The organism is Streptomyces sp. NPDC048461 (assembly GCF_055587105.1).
Window position 1 is genome coordinate 124,656 of the sequence record NZ_JBVJGW010000013.1, and the last position, 13,257, is coordinate 137,912.

Here is a 13,257-nt window from a genome sequence, read left to right on the forward strand (position 1 = left end):
CCGCGACCCCCGCGGCCGGCGCCCGCTCCGTCAGATCACCATCGGGGCCTCCGACCAGCGGCGGACACGGTACGGGGTCCACCACAGGTGGTCGCCGAAGCGGAGGACGAGGGTCTCGCTCATGAGGTCGTCCAGGATCGGGGCCGGGACCGCGTCCACGTGGGCGCCGTCGGTGAGCGCTTCGATGGCCCGGTGGTAATCCGGTTCGTCGATGGTGAAGCGGCGCAGCTCGCCGTAGCGCCGGTCGCGCACCTGGATGAACCCCGGGCCGTGACGGAAGACACATTTGCAGATGTAGTAGGCCTTGCGCCACTCCCCGGCCGTCACCGCCGGGTCGGCGGTGCCGAGGACGGCGGTCGGCGGGTGGAGATGGCCGTAGTGACGCCACGCGTCGGGGTCCGGGCCGGCGTGGAGCTGCCAGTCGACCGAGATGGCCACGCTGGACAGAGCGCCCACGAAGCTCAGCGCCCGGACCGACCAGGCCGCGTCCGCGGGGTCCGTCAGGTCGACCGGGCGGGGCAGCGTGACGTGCCGGGCGCCGGCGGCGAAGAGCCGCCGGGCGGCTTCGCCGCCGGGCAGGTCGATTTCGTAGCTGCCCAGGGACATCGCGGGCAGCGCGCCCACCTCGGGGTCGTAGTCGCGCGAGGCGGTCACGGTGAAGGGTGGGGGGCCGGTGAGTACGGGAGTCATCGTCGTCTCTCTGTGTGGCAGTGCTCAGGCGGTCGACCTGCGTGGCAGTGCTCAGGCGGTCGACGCGGCGAGTTCGGCGGCGCGCGCGGAGGTGTGCCGCATGAAGTCGATCCGCAGGAACTCCTCGTTCAGTGCGGGCGGCGCGATCTGTACGAACTGGCCGCTGTCCTCGAAGACCACCCCGAGCGCCCGCCACCGCGTCAGCACCTCCCGCAGGGCGTCCTCGCCCCTGTGGTGGTCGGCGTGCAGCTTGCGCGCGGCGGCCTTCACCGTGTGCGGCTGGTCGAGCAACCGGAACAGGGCGAGCTCGAACGGGTCGGTCAGCTCCCTGTACGTCCAGTCGAAGGAGCGGCGCTTGCTGACCAGGATGATCCGGTCCTCCAGGTCGCAGTGGGTCAGGCGGCTGCCCGAGTAGTTCCGCTTCCAGCTGGCGATGCCCTCGTCCAGGCGCCTGACGACGTCCTCGCCTATCCCCCGCGGCGGCACGTCGAAGACGTACGCCAGGTCGAACATCTCGGCGTCCGGGAGGTCGTAGGTGAGCCGGTAGGGTTCGGCGGCGCGGAGTTCGGAGAATCCGAGCTCCGGGTTGTTGAAGTACGGGCTGAACCGTTCGATCGCGATGCGGGAGGACGGACCCACGGGCGGGTTGAGGTGCTCCAGCGCGGCGAGCTGGGCCACGACGTCGTCGTAGTCCTCGGCGTCCTCGCCGGGGAAGCCGTGCAGGTAGTTCCACGCCACCGAGAGGCCGACGGTGGCGGCGTCCCGGAGCATCCGGACGTTCTGGCCGCCGGTCACGCCCTTGTCCATCAGGGTCAGCACCCGGCTGTTGAGGCTCTCGATGCCCGGCTGGACGAAGATCAGGCCCGCGTCGGCGAGGACCTGGAGCTGCTTCTGCCGCATGTTGGACTTGATCTCGATGTGCATGCGGAGGTCGAAGCCGCTCTCGATGATGCGCGGCAGCACCGTGTTGACGTACCCCATGTCCAGGATGTTGTCGACAACGTACATGTCCAGGACCCGGTGTTTGCGGGCCAGTTCGATGATCTCGTCGTAGAACACGTCCGGGCTCTTGCTCCGGAACTGCATGGACGAGCCGTTGAGTCCGCAGAAGGTGCAGTGGTGCTTCTCGCCCCACCAGCAGCCCCGTGCGCCTTCGACCACCAGCTTCGGCTCGACCCAGTTCCGCGCGTGGGAGGAGGCCAGCCGTTCGAAGTACCCGGCGTAGTCCGGCGGCAGGATGAACGCGGGCGGCAGCGGCTTGGTGCTCATCGCGTTGACGACCTGCGCGCCGTCCGCGTCGTTCCAGCACAGACCGGGTACCTCGGCGAGCGGCGTGCCGGCGTCGAGTGCGCCCAACAGGGCGGGGAAGGACACCTCTCCCTCGCCGCGCAGGACGTAGTCGACGAAGCGGAAGTTGCGGTGGACGGCCTCGCCCTGTTTGCCGTCACAGTTGGCGCCGCCCATGGCCGTCGTGATGTGCGGGGCGAGGCGCTTGACGTACTTGGCGGCGGCCAGGGCGGCCGTGTTCTGCTGGAACGTCGAGGTGAAGCCGACCACGTCCGGGGCGATCTCGACGATGCGCTCGGCGATGTGCCGGACGAAGTCGGGCGCGGTCACGTGGAGCGCCTTGGTCATCTCCATGCGGGCCCCGCGGACCCGGCTGCTCATCGCTTCGGTGAACTCGGCGACCCGCCACTGGGGGTCGTCGTAGAGGGCGGAGGAGAACACCCAGTCGCCGCATCCCATGAAATAGGATCCGAGCGAGTAGTAGGAATAGTCCTCAAGGGTGAATTCCGTGTTCTTGGTAATCCAGTCCACGTATTCGAGGTTGGCGTGGAGGACGTCCGCAGTTCCGTTCGCAACCCGCTCGTCGACACTGCGCTTGAGAATTCCGAGAGCCAGCGAAGGAAGATCGATCGGGGCCCAGGGCATGTTCACCAGGAGTACGCGCATGGCTGGCCTCTTCTCACGTGATCGGGGCACGGGGTCGGTCATCGGGTGGGGGTGGAGGGATGGGGCCGGTCGCGCACGGGTGCGGGGCCGGCCCCACGGTGCTACTTGTCCTCGTCCTCCATCTCCTCCGCGGAGCGGAGGTAGACGACGACGCCGACGCCCGGCTTGCGGCTTTCCTCGTCGCCCTCGAGCGGGTCGCCGTGGATGATGTCCTTCTGCATGATGTTCACCTCCTCTCCGGCTGCGGTGACGGCTCGGCCCGCACGGGCGCCGGAGGCAGCCCGCGGCCGAGAAATCTGAGGGATCGCCGGATCACGGCCAGGTGGTCGGCGCCGTCGTAGCCGTCGTGGCCCGAGTCCAGCCACATCAGCTCGTGGGCCACACCGCCCGCGCGCAGCACGGCCAGGTACGCCTCCACCTGTTCCGGCGGGCATTTGGCGTCCCGTCGCGCGGCGACCACCAGCAGCGGGGAGCGGATCGCGGCCGCGTACGAGGACGGGGAGGCGTGGGCGTAGGCCTCCGGCACCTGGTCCGGTGTGCCGCCGAACAGTGCGGTGTCCAGCGCCTGGAGGGCCGGGGTGGAGTGCCGGAAGGCCGTGACGCAGTCGGCGAGCGGCTTGACCGCGACCCCGGCGTCCCACAGCTCCGGACGGGTCCCCATGGCCAGCAGCGTCAGGTAGCCGCCCCACGAGGTGCCGTGCAGGCCCACGGCACCTTCGCGGCCGATGCCCCGGTCCAGGAGGTCTGCGCGGGCCCGCACCAGGTCGGCGACCTGGGTGTGGCCGACGCCCTCGGAGTAGGCGGAGCGCCAGTGCGGCCCGTAGCCGGTCGACCCGCGGTAGTTGACGCGGGCCACGGCGTATCCCGAGCCGACGAGGGCCTGTACCAGGGGGTCGTAGGCGTCGCGGTCGTGGTCGGCCGGGCCGCCATGGACGAGGAGGACCAGCGGGTGCGGCGCGGGACGGTCGGCCGGTGTGGTGACGAAGGTGTGGACCGGACCGTCGGGCCCGGGGGTCCACAGGTCCTGGCGGTGGCCGAACCGGGGAAGGCGCCACTGGCTCTGGCCGGGCAGGGGCGCACCGGACAGGGACAGCGCGCGCGGCACGTTGACCGCGTCGGTCCAGATGAGGTGGACGTCACCGTCGGCGGTGGGAGACGCGTCGAGGATGCTGCCCTCCGGAGTGGGGACCGGGGTCAGCTCGCGGCGGGCCAGATCGGCGGTGAACAGCCGGCTGCGGCCGTGCCGGTCCTGGCGGAGCAGGACCCGCGCGCTGCCCGGGCCGGGGTACCACCGGGCGGTCGTCTCCGTGTCGAAGGAGCACCAGGGCAGCAGCTCCACTCCACGCCCGGGGGCCCAGGTCCCGAGGTGGTAGCGGCCGGCCCGCTCCCGCATGACGAGCAGCAGGGGCCGGCCGGGCATCGGGCCGGCCGCGGGGGACGGCACCGGGCCGGGTGCCGACGCGGCACCGGGTGCCGACGCCGGGCCCCGCACTGGCGCCGGGCCCGGTAACGACCCCAGGCTCGGTAACGACGGCAAGCCCGGTAACGACGCCGCCAGGCCCGGTAACGACCCGGCCCCGGACAACGCCGCGAGCGGGGGCGCGAAGCCGAGCGCCCAGGTGCGTTCCTCGGTACCGGAGAGCACCTCGACGGTCCGTCCCCGCGGGTCCAGCAGCGTCACGGCGCGCGCGGAGTACGCGGGTCCGGACACCGCCAGAAGGCTGCCGTCCGGCGCCAGGTCGCACAGGGAGCCGGACTCCGTCGTGTGCAGGACGGACGTGGCGGTGCCACCGCGCCGCCCCACATGGATGCCGAGTCCCTCGGGGCTTCGGATCCCGACCGCCACCAGGCCCCCTGGCGCCAGGGCCAGTCCGGCGGGCCGCCCGTAGGGCACTCCGGCCAGCGCGGGACGGTCCGGGCCGTGGTCGAAGTCCTGGGTGCGCCAGCCTCCGCTGCCGTCGCGGTCCTCGTCGAACCACCAGACGGCCTCGTCCTCGTCGATGGCGCAGAGCAGCGTGCCGTGCGGGCGGTCCGTCAACTGCCGGCCGGTCGCGGTGGAGCGGTCCCACGTGAAGATCTCGCACCGGCCGTCGGCGTCCCCCGTGTACACCATCCGGTCCGGATGCCGGGGGCTGGTCACCGGCAGCACCGGCCGGTAGACGCCGTAGGTGCGCGGGGCCGGTGTCACGGCGCCTCCCCCGCCACGGCTCCGGCCCTGACGGTGGCGTACAGGGCGAGCCCGGCGAACGCGCCCGCGCATCCCAGCGCCACCGCACGTCCCCCGTACGCCGCCACCAGGACCCCGGCCGTCACCGGCGCGAGCACCGCGACGCCCTGGCCGGCGGTGCCCAGGACCGTTCCCATCCGGGCGAGCAGCCGGTCGGGGGTGACCAGCACCGCCCGGGTCTGGAGCACGACCGCCACGGACGGCACGATCAGCGACACTCCGCCCAGCAGGAGCCCGTAGGCCCAGGTCCGGGACGCGAACGCGAGCCCGGCAGCCGTCGGAACCATGGCCCACGACGCGCCCGTCACGATCCGCACCGCCGGGATCCGCTGTACGCACCACGGCGCGGCGAGTGCGCCCAGCAGGCCACCGACGCCCGCAAGGGTGAGGATGAGCCCGATCGAGGAGGGGCTGGCACCCTGCGCGTGGGAGGCGAACACCGCGTGGAAGTACAGCGCACCGAGCAGCGCGTTGATCCCGGCGGTCCACACCACCACGAAACGCAGGAAGGGCTCGGCCCACACGAAGCGCAGGCCTTCGGCGAGGTCGCGGGTGAAGGACGCGGCCGCGTCCTCCCGTACGGGTGTCAGGTCCGCGCGGATCGCCTTGGTCAGCACTGCCACCAGCAGGAACGACACCGCGTCGGCCAGCAGCGGGACCCAGCGCGCCAGTTGGTAGAGCACGCCCCCGAGTGTCGGCCCGACGATCTGCACGGCCTGGTCCCGTGCGTGGAGGTACCCGATCGCCCGGGCGTACCCCCCGGGCGGCACCAGCCGGCGGATCGTCCCCGAGGCCGCTGCCCCGTAGATGGCGCTGGCCGCCTGCTCGACGACGGCTGCGACGAGGACGTGGACGAGGACGACGTGGCCGAGGGCCACGCTCACGAATACCGATCCCATGGCGCCTGCCGCGACCAGGGCCGCCGCGTACATCATGCGCTTGCGCGGCCACCGGTCGGCGTACACGCCCGCGACCGGGGAGACCACCAGGCCGCTGATCAGTGCCACCGACGCGACGAGGCCGGCGAGGCCGGCCGGATGTCCCGCGCCGAGCAGAATCAGGGGGAGGAAGAGGGAGGAGGCGCAGGTGCCGAGACCGTCGATGGCGCCCGCCGCCCAGAAGAGCGTGAAATCCCTTCGCCGGAACAGGGGCGCCGGGCCTTTGTCTAATTCAGGGCCGGAAGGTCTTAATTCCACATCGGCATCGGCCTCGTCCATCAAGAGTCCCGCCGGGAGTGGATTGACGACGCCAATGCATCCACAACGCCCCCTTGAATGATCGGACTTACGGCCTCCGAGGGTCGAGAGCGTATCGAACGGAACCACCCACTACAACACCCGCGTTCGAATTGAATTGCGATCAAGAAAGCCGTCGTCCGGGCGCACTCGCGGGCCCGACGATTCACCCGCGGCGCGTACCGGGGTCTGGTCCGTGCCCGCCGGTTCACGCCCGAGATCGCCCGACGCCGCCCCCACCACCGCTTCGGCCTGGGCAGACCTGCATACCGCCGCCCCCGCGCGGGGCGACCGGGCATATGGATCTCGTTGGAGCCCCCGGAGGCGACGCCGGCGATCTCCTTGTACGGGTCGGCGCCGACGGCCTTCTCGACGGTCCGGGTCCGAGGGCCCGCTCCTTTGCGTTTCAGCAGGTGAGAAGCGTTCTGGCGGGATCCCGGCAAGTCCCCTAGGGTGTAAGGAACGCGTCAACGGGGCAGCCGAGTTGCCGGTGACGCGCGGTGTGCCGGGAAGTCTGGTCGGCGAGCAGGGGCCGTGTGCCCGTCTTCAGCCGACGTCCCGGAGCCACCACCATGAGCGACCCGCGCCCCCGCATCGCCTTCGGACTCGTGCCCTGGCCCGAGCGCCAGGCGATCGCCTCCGCCCTGCGCACCGAGACCGTCGGCGGACTGGTCCTCCTCGGCGCCGCCGTCATCGCACTGATCTGGGCGAACACCCCGTTCCGCAGCGCGTACGAGGCGATGCGCGACTTCCACTTCGGGATACCCGCGCTCGGCCTGGACCTGTCCGTCGGGCACTGGACCGCCGACGGACTCCTTGCGGTCTTCTTCCTCGTCGCAGGCATCGAACTCAAGCGGGAACTCGTCGTCGGCGAGCTGCGCACCCCTGCCACGGCGGCATTGCCCGTCATCGCCGCGGTCTGCGGCATGGCCGTACCGGCGGCCCTGTACGCGCTGACCGCGGGCCTCGGCGGCGGCAGCCCGGACGGCTGGGCCGTCCCCATGGCCACCGACATCGCCTTCGCCCTCGCCGTCCTCGCCGTCATCTCCACCCACCTGCCCTCCGCCCTGCGCGCCTTCCTGCTCACCCTCGCCGTGGTCGACGACCTCGGCGCGATCCTGATCATCGCCGTCTTCTTCACCGGCGACCTGAACCTCTGGGCGCTGGGCGGAGCCTTCGCCGGCCTCGCCGTCTTCCACCTCCTGCAGCGCTGCCGGGTCCGCGGCTGGTGGTGGTACGTCCCGCTCGGCATCGCGATCTGGGCGCTGATGTACAACGGCGGCGTCCACGCCACCGTCGCCGGCGTCGCCATGGGCCTCATCCTGCGCACCACGCGCGACGAGGACGAGAGCGCGTCCCCCGCCGCCCGCGTCTCCCACCTCGTGCACCCGTTCTCCGCCGGCGTCGCGGTTCCCCTCTTCGCCCTCTTCGCCGCGGGCGTCGGCGTCTCCGGCCCCGCACTGGCCGCCGTGTTCACCACTCCCGAGCCGCTCGGCGTCGTCGTCGGGCTCGTCATCGGCAAGGTCCTGGGCATCTTCCTCGGCACCTACCTCGCCGCCCGTTTCACCAAGGCCCAGCTCAACCCCGACCTCGCCTGGGCCGACGTCCTCGGCCTGTCCGTCCTGGCCGGGATCGGCTTCACCGTCGCCCTCCTCATCGGCGAGCTCGCCTTCCCCGGCCAGGAGGTCGGGGAGCACGTCAAGGCCGCCGTGCTCCTCGCCTCCCTCAGCGCAGCCGTACTCGCCGCGGTGCTCCTGCGGCGGCGCAACGCTCTCTACCGGCGCCTGTACGAAGAGGAGAACATCGACGCCGACGCCGACGGCATCCCCGACATCTACCAGTACGACACGGCGCAGAGCGACGGCCCTGCCACCGACACCCACCGGCTACGCAGCTGATGACCGGCGGCGCACGGCCTCGACCGGACCCCCGTCCCGGTCGCGACCACGTCGTCCTGAACCAGTGGTACGCCGGTCAGCAGCCGCCGGACGTCGCGGCGGGGGCGCCGATGGTGAGGGTGGCCGGGGCGGCGCAGCAACCGCCGCTGGTGTCTTCGGCGGCCGCGGGCTGGTCGAAGAGGCCCGCGCCGCCGCAGACTCCGGTTTCGGGGAGGGTCAGCTCGACGCGCTGCGCGGCGTCGTGGTCGCCGGCGAGGTGAGCGGCGATGGAGCGGACCTGCTCGTAGCCGGTCATGGCGAGGAAGGTGGGGGCGCGGCCGTAGGACTTCATGCCGACGAGGTAGACGTCCTTCTCGGGGTGGGAGAGCTCGTTCACGCCGTGGGGGTAGACGGTGCCGCAGGAGTGCTGGTTCGGGTCGATCAGCGGGGCGAGGCCGACCGGGGCCTGGAGGCGCTCGTCCAAGGCCAGGCGAAGCTCGGAGAGGAAGGACAGGTCGGGGCGCAGGCCGGTGAGAACGATGACCTCGTCGACCGGGTCCAGGCGGCGGCCGTCCTCGCCGACCAGGACCAGACGGCCGTCGCCGTCGCCGTCACGCTCGATGATGCCGGTGCGGAAGCCGGTGACGGCGTCGGCGTGCCCGCCGTCCACGGCGGCCTTGGCGGCGAGGCCGAGGGCGCCGCGGGCCGGGAGCTGGTCGGCGCTGCCGCCGCCGAAGGTGGAGCCGGAGATGCCCCGGCGCAGGATCCAGGTGGCGTGGGTGCCGGTGCCGTCCTCGGCCTTGGCCAGGTCGGCCAGGTAGGCCAGCGCGGTGAAGGCGGAGGCGCCGGAGCCGATGACGGCGGTGCGCTTGCCGGCGTACCGGGCCCGGGTGGCCGGGTTCCCGAGGTCGGGGATGCGGTAGGAGATCCGGTCGCCGGCAGCCTTCTCGCCGAGGGCGGGCAGGCCGTCGCCGCCGATGGAACCGGGCGTGGACCAGGTGCCGGAGGCATCGATGACGGCGGAGGCCAGGATGCGTTCCTCGGTTCCGTCCGCGTTCGCGATGCGCACGGTGAAGGGCTGCTGGTCGCGGTCGGCGTCCACGATCCGGTCGCGGCCCAGGCGGGAAACGCCGGTGACGGTGGCGCCGTAGCGGACCCTTTCCCCGAGGACGTCGGCGAGGGGCTGAAGGTAGAGGGCGGCCCAGTCGGCGCCGGAGGGGTACGTCGCGCCGTCGGGCGCCGTCCAGCCGGTGGGGGCCAGAAGCTTCTCCGCGGCCGGGTCCACCAGCTCGGACCAGGTGGAGAACAGCCGAACGTGACCCCATGCGCGTACCGCGGTGGCGGCAGACGTGCCGGCTTCCAGGACCAGGGGCTCGATGCCGCGCCCGGCGAGGTGGGCGGCGGCCGCCAGGCCGGCGGGACCAGCCCCGATCACGGCGACGGGCAGGGCTTCGGCGGATGTGTTCACGTTCACGAAGGGCTCCCGAATTGATTCGACGTCTGTCGATGTCCTGACGTCTTCAAGAGTGCACCCGGCATCGACGTTGGTCAACATAGACATCTGTCGAAGTTCTGAGGATGATGGGGTCATGTCCGCTGCGAAGGTGTTGCCGCTGCTGGAGCCCGAGGCCGTGGCCCCGTGCTGCCCGCCCCTGTCCGAGCGCCCGCTGACGGCCGAGGAGGCCGAGCGGACCGCCGTCATGTTCAAGGCGCTCGGCGACCCGGTACGCCTGCGCCTCTTCTCGGCCGTCGCCTCCCACGAGGGCGGCGAGGCGTGCGTATGCGACATCTCCGACGTCGGCGTCTCCCAGCCCACGGTCTCCCACCACCTGAAGAAGCTCCGCGAGGCCGGCCTGCTCTCCTCCGAACGGCGCGGCACCTGGGTCTACTACCGGGTCGAGCCCTCGGTACTGGCCGCGATGGGCCGGCTCCTCACCCGCGCGGCCACCGCGTGACCCTCACCGTCACCGAGCTGACCGCCGCGCACGCGGAACAGACCCTGGCCATCTACCAGGCCGGGATCGACGAGGGCAACGCCACCTTCGAAACCACCGCCCCGACCTGGGAGCAGTTCGACGCGGCCAAGCTGCCCGGCCACCGCTTCGCCGCGCTCGACGCCGACGGCAGGCTGCTCGGCTGGGTGGCCGCGAGCCGGGTCTCCGACCGCTGCGCGTACGCGGGCGTCGTCGAGCACTCGGTCTACGTCCACCCCGCCGCCCGCGGCCGCGGCGTCGCCGGACACCTCCTGGCCGCGCTCGTGGAGTCGACCGAAGCGGCGGGGATCTGGACCATCCAGTCCGGAATCTTCCCCGAGAACGCCGCCAGCCTCGCCGTCCACCAGCGCGCCGGCTTCCGCATCATCGGCACCCGCGAGCGCATCGGCCGCCACCACGGCGTCTGGCGCGACGTCGTACTCCTGGAGCGGCGCAGCCCCCTCCTCTCGTGACGGATCCGCACCGCCCGGCCGCCGCAGGATGACCCGATGAGGTCCTTGCGGGACGGCCCTTCAGGAGGTGGAGCGCGCGGCGCGGGCGCGGCGCAGGCCGTAGACGGCGGAACCCAGAGCGATCACCGCAGCACCGGAGACGACCGAGGGCGCGGGCAGCGCACAGGCGAGAACGAGGCAGCCGACCAGCCCGGCCGCGGGGATCAGGCGGTGGGGGCGGCCCTCCCCGGGGGTGAGGGTCCAGGCGGAGGCGTTGGCGACGGCGTAGTAGACCAGGACGCCGAAGGAGGAGAACCCGATCGCTCCGCGCAGGTCCCCGGTAGCGGCGGCCACCGCCACCACCGCGCCGACGAGGAGTTCGGCGCGGTGCGGCACCTTGAACTTCGGGTGGACGGCGGCGAGCACGCGGGGCAGGTGCCGGTCGCGGGCCATGGCCAGCGTGGTGCGGGAGACGCCCAGGATGAGGGCGAGCAGGGAGCCGAGTGCGGCCACCGCCGCGCCGGCGCGCACCACCGGCACCAGCCCGTCGGCGCCTGCCGCCCGGGCAGCGTCCGCCAGGGGCGTGGCGGTCTGGGCCAGCCCCTGTGGGCCGAGGACGGAGAGCACGGAGATCGCGACGGCGGCGTAGACGACCAGGGTGGTCCCGAGTGCGATCGAGATGCCGCGGGGGATGGTGCGCCGGGGGTCGCGGACCTCTTCGCCGAGGGTGGCGATGCGCGCGTATCCGGCGAAGGCGAAGAACAGCAGGCCCGCCGCCTGGAGCACCCCTGTGAAGGTCGCGTCGCCCCCGACGCCGAGGCGGGCCGCGCTCGACGCCGGAGAGGTGAGCGAGGCAACCACCACGGCGGCGAGGACCGCCAGGACCACGGCCACGATCACCCGGGTCAGCAGCGCCGATTTCCGCACCCCGGTGTAGTTCACCGCGGTCAGCACCACCACCGCAGCGACCGCGACCGCGTGGGCGTGGCCGGGCCATGCGTACGAGCCCACCGTCAGGGCCATGGCCGCGCAGGAAGCCGTCTTGCCGACCACGAACGCCCACCCGGCGAGGTGGCCCCAGAACGCGCCGAGCCGCTCACGGCCGTAGACGTAGGTGCCGCCCGAGGTGGGGTAGCGGGCGGCGAGCCGGGCGGAGGAGGTGGCGTTGCAGTACGCGACCACGGCAGCCAGGGCCATGCCGATCAGCAGCCCGGAGCCGGCCGCGTGCGCGGCCGGCGTGAGCGCGGCGAAGATCCCCGCGCCGATCATCGACCCCAGGCCGATCACCACGGCGTCGGCCACCCCGATCCGCCGCTGCAACGCGTCCTGCCCGGCGGCCGTCGACGGCTCGCTCATGAACCCACTCCTCGGCGGCGGAGCCGCCCCCCTCGGGGACTCCGATGCAGGCTGACGATACTGGAGCCGATCTCCGACCCCTGCCCGGTGTCGTCATCGCGCCTCGGGCCCTGGCCGGTAGCGCACGGTCGCCGGTGCGCTGTGTCATGAGGTGAGCCGGTGCTCCGCGAACTTCCTGCGCCAGGCCAGGGACACGTAGACGAGGGCGACCAGGACGGGGACCTCGATGAGGGGGCCGACCACCCCGGCCAGGGCCTGGCCGCTGGTGACGCCGAAGGTGGCGATGGCGACCGCGATGGCGAGCTCGAAGTTGTTGCCGGCCGCGGTGAAGGCGAGGGTGGTGGTGCGGTCGTACGGCAGGCCGATCGCCTTGCCGAGGACGAAGGTGCCGAACCACATGACCGCGAAGTAGACGAGCAGCGGGAGCGCGATCCGTGCGACGTCCAGGGGCTGGGAGGTGATGGTCCGGCCCTGGAGGGCGAAGAGGATGACGATCGTGAAGAGCAGGCCGTACAGGGCGAAGGGGCCGATCTTCGGCAGGAACGTCGCCTCGTAGGTGTCGCGGCCGAGCTTCTTCTCGCCGATCCGGCGGGTCAGGAACCCGGCGAGCAGCGGGACGCCGAGGAAGACGACGACGTTCAGGGCGATCTTCCACATCGAGATGTCGAGGTTCTCGCCGTTGCCGAGGCCGAGCCATCCGGGCAGCAGGTCGAGGTAGAACCAGCCCAGGACGCCGAAGGCGATGACCTGGAACACCGAGTTCAGGGCGACGAGGACGGCGGCGGCCTCGCGGTCGCCGCAGGCGAGGTCGTTCCAGATGATGACCATGGCGATGCAGCGGGCGAGGCCGACGATGATCAGGCCGGTGCGGTACTCGGGCAGGTCCGCGAGGAAGATCCAGGCCAGGGCGAACATGAGCGCGGGCCCGAGGACCCAGTTGACGACGAGCGAGGAGAGCATCAGCCTGCGGTCGCCCGTGACCGCATCGAGCTTGTCGTAGCGGACCTTCGCCAGGACCGGGTACATCATCACCAGCAGGCCGACCGCGATCGGCAGGGAGATCCCGCCGATCTCCACCGTGGCGAGCGCGTCGTTCAGGCCGGGAATCAGACGGCCCAGCCCCAGGCCGAGGCCCATGGCGAGCAGGATCCAGACCGCGAGGAAGCGGTCCAGGGTCGAGAGCTTGCGAACGACCGAGGCGTCTTCGGTCGTCGCGGGCGCTTGGGTGGGGGTCACGGTCGGGCCCTCTTGTTCTCGGCAGTGGTGCGGGCGGAGGCGGCCAGGTCGGCGAACTGGCCGGCGAACCGGGCGATGACGTCCGGGCGCAGCCCGTGGTGGACGAAGCGGCCGCGCGGCTCGGTGTCCGCGAGGTGCGTGGTACGCAGCGCCTCGCGGGCGGGCAGGGCGGCGATCCGGAGCCCGAGGGGGTCTGCAAGGACCCGGGTCAGGTCAGTGTCGACTGACGTCATCATGGGCTGATATTTTCACATCAGT

The 13,257-nt window shown here is 72.1% G+C and carries 11 protein-coding genes; 3 read left to right on the forward strand and 8 right to left on the reverse strand.

Going from position 1 to position 13,257, the window contains the following annotated elements; all coding sequences use genetic code 11:
- Positions 1-30: 30 nt before the first annotated feature.
- The 4 genes from ACZ6S8_RS23060 to ACZ6S8_RS23075 form a co-directional block, all read right to left on the reverse strand.
- Positions 31-690 carry a DUF5825 family protein gene (locus ACZ6S8_RS23060; protein ID WP_469458553.1) on the reverse strand — a complete coding sequence of 220 codons (660 nt, stop codon included), beginning with the start codon at positions 688-690 and terminating at the stop codon, positions 31-33.
- Between the two features lie 51 nt (positions 691-741).
- Positions 742-2,643: a RiPP maturation radical SAM C-methyltransferase gene (locus tag ACZ6S8_RS23065; RefSeq protein WP_469458555.1), complete on the reverse strand. Its 1,902-nt coding sequence runs from the start codon at positions 2,641-2,643 to the stop codon at positions 742-744.
- A 226-nt stretch (positions 2,644-2,869) separates the two neighbouring features.
- The gene (locus ACZ6S8_RS23070; RefSeq protein WP_469458557.1) at positions 2,870-4,831 is read right to left on the reverse strand and encodes an alpha/beta hydrolase family protein; all 1,962 of its coding nucleotides are present in this window, start codon (positions 4,829-4,831) and stop codon (positions 2,870-2,872) included.
- Positions 4,828-6,087, reverse strand: a complete 1,260-nt coding sequence (locus tag ACZ6S8_RS23075; RefSeq protein WP_469458558.1) for an MFS transporter — start codon at positions 6,085-6,087, stop codon at positions 4,828-4,830. The genes ACZ6S8_RS23070 and ACZ6S8_RS23075 overlap by 4 nt, the downstream gene beginning before the upstream one ends.
- A 590-nt stretch (positions 6,088-6,677) precedes the next feature.
- On the opposite strand from ACZ6S8_RS23075, the gene nhaA reads away from it, so the two are divergent.
- Complete coding sequence (nhaA, locus tag ACZ6S8_RS23080) at positions 6,678-8,003, forward strand: Na+/H+ antiporter NhaA (RefSeq protein WP_469458559.1); 1,326 nt, start codon at positions 6,678-6,680, stop codon at positions 8,001-8,003.
- A 76-nt stretch (positions 8,004-8,079) separates the two neighbouring features.
- Here nhaA and ACZ6S8_RS23085 read toward each other — a convergent pair whose 3' ends face one another.
- Positions 8,080-9,450: an FAD-dependent oxidoreductase gene (locus ACZ6S8_RS23085; protein WP_469458733.1), complete on the reverse strand. Its 1,371-nt coding sequence runs from the start codon at positions 9,448-9,450 to the stop codon at positions 8,080-8,082.
- A gap of 121 nt (positions 9,451-9,571) precedes the next feature.
- On the opposite strand from ACZ6S8_RS23085, the gene ACZ6S8_RS23090 reads away from it, so the two are divergent.
- The gene (locus ACZ6S8_RS23090; protein WP_469458561.1) at positions 9,572-9,937 is read left to right on the forward strand and encodes an ArsR/SmtB family transcription factor; all 366 of its coding nucleotides are present in this window, start codon (positions 9,572-9,574) and stop codon (positions 9,935-9,937) included.
- On the forward strand, positions 9,934-10,428 hold the full coding sequence (locus tag ACZ6S8_RS23095) for a GNAT family N-acetyltransferase (RefSeq protein WP_469458563.1): 495 nt from the start codon (positions 9,934-9,936) through the stop codon (positions 10,426-10,428). The genes ACZ6S8_RS23090 and ACZ6S8_RS23095 overlap by 4 nt, the downstream gene beginning before the upstream one ends.
- A 60-nt stretch (positions 10,429-10,488) precedes the next feature.
- On the opposite strand, the gene ACZ6S8_RS23100 is transcribed toward ACZ6S8_RS23095, so the two are convergent.
- From ACZ6S8_RS23100 to ACZ6S8_RS23110, 3 genes are all read right to left on the reverse strand, one after another.
- Positions 10,489-11,763: an APC family permease gene (locus ACZ6S8_RS23100; RefSeq protein WP_469458565.1), complete on the reverse strand. Its 1,275-nt coding sequence runs from the start codon at positions 11,761-11,763 to the stop codon at positions 10,489-10,491.
- A gap of 144 nt (positions 11,764-11,907) precedes the next feature.
- Positions 11,908-12,999, reverse strand: coding sequence for an ACR3 family arsenite efflux transporter (gene arsB / locus ACZ6S8_RS23105; RefSeq protein ID WP_469458567.1), 1,092 nt, complete (start codon positions 12,997-12,999; stop codon positions 11,908-11,910).
- Positions 12,996-13,235, reverse strand: a complete 240-nt coding sequence (locus ACZ6S8_RS23110) for a transcriptional regulator (RefSeq protein WP_469458569.1) — start codon at positions 13,233-13,235, stop codon at positions 12,996-12,998. Before ACZ6S8_RS23110 ends, arsB begins: the two co-directional genes overlap by 4 nt.
- Positions 13,236-13,257 lie beyond the last annotated feature (22 nt).